Genomic DNA, 1,585 nt, shown 5'->3' with positions numbered 1-1,585 from the left:
CATTCTCCAGTCATCATCTACATTTTCTATATTTAACAAAGTAAGTCTGTCATCTAACCCCTTTAATAATTCACTAGATTTTACTGTATCTAATAAAAAAGATAATCTTTCTTCAAGTGCTTTTCTAGGTTTTTCTTCAAGCTCATCACGATAATTATCAAATGCTCGTTTCATCGCGCGAGGATCTAAATATGTTCTAAAATGAGTATCATGTTTTTTCGTCTGTAAACTTCCATTTTCATAACGAGAGATAGTAGCAGGACTCCATCCAATTAATTTAGCCATTACGCGCGTACTAACCTGATAAAGCTCAGTCCGTACATAACGAAAATCTTCTGCTTTTAACATATCTTTCTTTTCCTGATATTTACGATAAATCGTACTATAATTTCGATCTGTTAATTCGTCATTATCTGTGTACTGTCCACATCTTGTACACTCATAACGTTCAGCTTCATATGTGATGATTTCGCCATGCAATTCAACTTTATCTGTAACAAATTTATGTTCAACCGGAGTTCGTTCTAAACAATGAACACAGAATTTTAGTTGTAACGTCATATCTTTTTCCTCCTGTTTTTCATACCCCTCTCAAGATAACTTGAAGGGGTATGTGATTGTACGACCGGGATCTGGTTTATGAAAAGAAACACAACAGGTAAAAGGGCCATCATTGTCTTCAATAAAACTGAACTTAATATAAACTTCCATCGTTTCATTACCAGTAACGACCTTTCCAAATTCCCACATATCGCTATTTTGCAATCGTGGAGGAACATTACTGCTCCCGTTTGGATTTGGCCCTCTGTAATAATCTTCATAAGTTAGTTCTTCTTCAACAATTCGCCTTACATCTGCGGCTCTAAATCCTAATTCCAACAAAGTAGTTGCATTCTTATCTCTTTGTGCTAAAAGGATAAAATGGTCATTTCCACGATGAATACAATCGACAATCTTTTTTAAAATGTCTTCAACTTGGGCCTGTGTAGCTCCGTTGAATGCTGCCAATAAAACCACATCCGTTATTAAGACTAGTGTTCTCAGTCGTATTATATTTTATTCAACGATAACATTTTTTGTTATTCGTTAATAACATTTTATCATAAGTTATGAATATTTAACATGAAATTAGAACAAAATAAGAGAAAAATTTGCTTCATTTTTGCGTGATTTCTATTAACTGCCTTTGAAAAATATCGTGCTCTTGCGACTGCCTGAAAGGGATGAACCACTTTTCGCTTAATAAATTGAAACACTTTTTTTCAGTAGAAAGAGTGACGCCACTCCTCTTCTATTATGGAGACGTTCTGACCACGATATATGGCTGGAGCAGGATGTAAATGTAAAAGAGAGAGAAGAAAGTAACTATGATGACATTGAGCGAAATAGAACGTCTACAGATGCTATTGAAATATTTGGAGCACCAGCAAATAGCAAATCAGTACCAGGAACAAACATTCAATTAAAACAGCAGTATACTTCCCAAAGTCAAACGACACACAAAAATAAACGCCAGCAACCTATTAAGAGACGAACAGGGGCGCTTCCTTCCGTACAATTATCAAACAATGGAGGAATCAGACTC

The 1,585-nt window shown here is 35.2% G+C and carries 1 protein-coding gene and 1 pseudogene; both read right to left on the bottom strand.

The genetic code is table 11. From position 1 onward, the window contains the following. Window positions 1-561: pseudogene (locus AC1UFB_RS20265) on the bottom strand (type II toxin-antitoxin system antitoxin SocA domain-containing protein); the annotation flags it as partial. Window positions 562-591: 30 nt separating this feature from the next. Beyond that, on the bottom strand, window positions 592-1,017 hold the full coding sequence (locus tag AC1UFB_RS20260; RefSeq protein WP_251385879.1) for a hypothetical protein: 426 nt from the start codon (window positions 1,015-1,017) through the stop codon (window positions 592-594). Window positions 1,018-1,585: the final 568 nt, after the last annotated feature.

The sequence above is a fragment of the Priestia sp. KCTC 13724 genome, assembly GCF_056820425.1.
Note: the sequence above shows the minus strand (reverse complement) of the source record. Positions and strands in the feature narration are given on the sequence as shown.